Raw genomic sequence first — 3,314 nt, forward strand, 5'->3', positions numbered from 1 at the left:
CCTACGGGGGGTGGCGGCGCAGCCAGCAGGTCGGCCTGTTCGGTCTGTCGTCCGCGCAGACCCTGGGGCTGCTGGCCACCCTCGCCCTGCTGATGATCGTGGCGGCGTTCTCCCCGCTGGCTGCCGGGATCCTGCTGCTGCCCGCTGCCGTGGCCGGTGGGGGGATGTGGGCGCGGTGGGACGGCATCCCGCTGGTACACCTGCTCGTCCAGCAGGCCCGGTGGGCGGCGGCGCGCCGCGCCGGCTACGACCGGCTCGACGCCGCCCTCGCGGTCGAACATCCCCAGGCGTGGACCCTGCCCGGGGTGCTGGCGCCTACCACGCTGGTGTCCGCCGACGACGGTGCCGGCGGGGACTACGGGCTGGTGTGGGATCGCCGCAGCGGGCTGGTGACCGCGACCCTGGCCGTGGCCCCGGCCTCGACCTGGCTGGCGGACCCCGTCGACGCCGACGGCTGGGTGGCCAACTGGGGTGGCTGGCTGGCCGGTCTCGGTTACGTTCCCGCGATCCGCTGGGTCGCGGTCACCGTCACCACCGCCCCCGATCCCGGCTCCACCCTGGCCGACAGCGTCGCCGCCCGCCTCGCCGCGGACGCCCCGCCGTTGGCCACCGAGCTGATGGGCGAGCTCGTCGCGGCCGCCCCGGCCGCGGCCGCCGACGTCGACACCTACGTGTCGCTCACGTTCGATCCGCGGCTGGCGCCGTCCCGGCCGGCGGATCTGCCCGCGACCGCGGCCGAGTTCGGTCATACCCTGACCGGGCTGGAGTCCTCCCTCGGCACCTGCGGGGTGGCGGTGCTGGGCCGGGCCAGCGCGGCGATGATCGTCGGGGTGGTACGCACCGCCTACGACCCGCACGCCCGCGGAGAGATCAACCGGATGCTCGCCGGTGACAGCCCGGACCTGCTGAACTGGGCGGAGGCCGGCCCGGTCACCGCGGTGGAGTCCCGCGGCCAGTACGACCACGACGGGGCGTGCTCGGTGTCGTGGTCGTGGCGGGAGGCCCCCCGCNNCGGGAGGCCCCCCGCCAGCAGGTCCCCGCGCACGTGCTGGCCCGGCTGATCGCCCCGGGCCGGTGGCCACGACGGGTCACCCTGCTCTACCGGCCACTCTCGGCCGGGGACGCCGCCCGCGTGCTGGAACGGGAGGTCACCGCCGCCTCGTTCCGGGCGACCTACCGGGCCCAGACCGGCCGGGACGCCACCGCCCGGGACACCGCCGACGCCCAGCGCGCCCACCGCGCCGCCGCCGAGGAAGCTCTCGGCGCCGGCGTCACCCTGATGTCCCTGTACGTGACCACGACCGTGCTCGACGCCGCCGAGCTGCCGGTGGCGGTGGCGGACGTGGAGTCCCGCGCCGACGAGTCCAAGATCCGGCTGCGGCGGATGTACGGCAGCCAGGCCGCCGGGTTCGCCACCACTCTGCCGTGCGGGATCTGCCCACCGGTGCTCTCCCGCCGCTGGCCCCACTGACCCAGGAGATCGGGATGTCACCACGTCACGCCACCCGGAAGCAGACCCTCACCGCGCCCCCACCACCCCCCGCCCCGCCGTCACCGGCCCCCGGCGCCGTAGTCACCGCGGCGGATGCCGGCCCGGTCGCCCCGGCCTGGGGCTGGAAAACCCCCGGCGCGGGCCGCGCCGCCCACGTCGAACAGACCATCGAATACCAGGGCACCACCGTGCAGGTCTGCGGGCTGTACCCGTTCGTCGCCGGCGGCGGCTCCCCGGCCCTCGGCGTCCCGATCGGCCGGCACCTGCTGTGGGGCGAGGTCGTCTGCCTCGACCCGCTGCTGTGGGCGGACGCCGGCCTGGTCACCAACCCGGGCATGTTCCTGCTCGGCCAGCCCGGCACCGGCAAGACCGCCCTGGCCCACCGGCTGATCACCGGCATGGCCGCGTTCGGCACCCGCACCCTCATCCTCGGGGACACCAAACCGGACTACACCCGGCACGTGGAAGCCCTCGGCGGGCAGGTCATCCGCGTCGGCCGCGGCCTCGACCGGATCAACCCGCTGGACGCCGGCCCGCTCGGGCAGGCATGGGACCGCCTGCCCGCCGAGCAGGCCGCGGCTCTGCGCTGGGAGGTCCGCGGCCGCCGGCTGTCCCTGCTGCTCGCCCTGGCCTCCCTGGTGCGCGGCAGCCGCATCGGCAACGCCGAAGAAGTCATCCTCGGCCGGGCCGTCGACCTGCTCGCAGACCGCCACCGCGGCCGGCCCGCCCCGACCGTGCCCGACGTCCTGCATATGATCGAATCCGGGCCGGACGAGCTGCGCGCCGCCGCCCGCGCCCCCAGCCCGCAGGCGTACGCCACCCGCGTCGACGAGCTCGTGCCCACCCTGGCGCTGCTGACCGAGGGATCACTGGCAGGGGTGTTCGACGGACCCACCAGCACCTCCATCGATCTCGACGCCCCCGCCGTCTCCGTCGACATCTCCCGGGTGGGCGCCGCCGGAGACACCCTGCTGTCCGCCGCGCTGCTGTGCACCTGGGCCTACGGATTCGGGGTCGTTGACGCCGCCGCCGCCCTCGCCGACGTGCACCTGGCGCCCCGCCGCCACCATCTGGCCGTCATGGACGAGCTGTGGCGGGCGCTGCGCGGCGCCCCCGGGCTGGTCGAGCACGCCGACGCCCTGACCCGGCTCAACCGGGCCAAGGGCATCGCGTCGCTGATGGTGACCCACTCACTGGCCGACCTGGACGCGCTGCCGACGGAGGAGGACCGGGCCAAGGCACGAGGGTTCGTGGACCGCTCCGCGATCCTGATCTGCGCGGGGCTGCCGCCCCGCGAACTCGACCGAGTCCATCAGATCGCCCCGCTGACCGTCCCGGAACGGGCCCTGGTCGCCTCCTGGTCGGCGCCGGACTCCTGGCAGCCCGGTGCCCGCCACCCCGGCCGCGGCAAATACCTGATCAAAACCGGGGGGCGGCTGGGTATCCCCGTGCAGATGACCCTGCGGCCCCGGGAAGCCGACCTGTACGACTCCGATCAGGCGATCCGCCGGTGAGCTCCCCTCACGGCCCCCGCGGCGGCCAGCTCCTCGCCCCCTGGCTCGCCGTCGGCGCGCTGTGGACGCTGGTCGCCGCCGGCTGGCTGATCTGGGCCGCGGCCCGCCTGGCCGCCGCCCTCGGCGGCGGGCACGTGCCCGGCTTCGGCAGCCGGTTCCTCGCCGCGCTGGCCGCCGCCGACACCGCCACCACCTGGCCCGGGGTACCCGCCGGCTGGCTGGCCGTCACCTTCACCCTCACCGCCGCACTCACCGCCGCCGCCGTGACCGGCGTGATCCTGCTGGTACGGCGGCTGCGGCCCCGCCGG

4 protein-coding genes are annotated in these 3,314 nt (G+C 75.9%); 3 read left to right on the plus strand and 1 reads right to left on the minus strand.

Annotated features, from left to right (window positions below; all coding sequences use genetic code 11):
* The first annotated feature begins 62 nt into the window (after nt 1-62).
* Genes FrCorBMG51_RS33280 through FrCorBMG51_RS22670 form a run of 3 tightly spaced genes read left to right on the plus strand, consistent with a single transcriptional unit; the run spans nt 63 to nt 3,006 of the window.
* A complete protein-coding gene (locus tag FrCorBMG51_RS33280; RefSeq protein ID WP_476742235.1) occupies nt 63-1,061 on the plus strand; it encodes an SCO6880 family protein in 999 nt (332 codons plus the stop codon).
* Nucleotides 1,046-1,471, plus strand: a complete 426-nt coding sequence (locus tag FrCorBMG51_RS30030) for an SCO6880 family protein (RefSeq protein ID WP_200902565.1) — start codon at nt 1,046-1,048, stop codon at nt 1,469-1,471. The genes FrCorBMG51_RS33280 and FrCorBMG51_RS30030 overlap by 16 nt, the downstream gene beginning before the upstream one ends.
* Nucleotides 1,426-3,006 carry a hypothetical protein gene (locus FrCorBMG51_RS22670; RefSeq protein ID WP_235433833.1) on the plus strand — a complete coding sequence of 527 codons (1,581 nt, stop codon included), beginning with the start codon at nt 1,426-1,428 and terminating at the stop codon, nt 3,004-3,006. Before FrCorBMG51_RS30030 ends, FrCorBMG51_RS22670 begins: the two co-directional genes overlap by 46 nt.
* 7 nt (nt 3,007-3,013) lie before the next feature.
* Here the strand turns inward: FrCorBMG51_RS22670 and FrCorBMG51_RS28745 are convergent, their stop codons facing one another.
* Nucleotides 3,014-3,259: a hypothetical protein gene (locus FrCorBMG51_RS28745; protein WP_157180631.1), complete on the minus strand. Its 246-nt coding sequence runs from the start codon at nt 3,257-3,259 to the stop codon at nt 3,014-3,016.
* Nucleotides 3,260-3,314: the final 55 nt, after the last annotated feature.

It is taken from the genome of Protofrankia coriariae (assembly GCF_001017755.1).
In the GTDB taxonomy this organism is placed as follows: Bacteria; Actinomycetota; Actinomycetes; order Frankiales; family Frankiaceae; genus Protofrankia; species Protofrankia coriariae.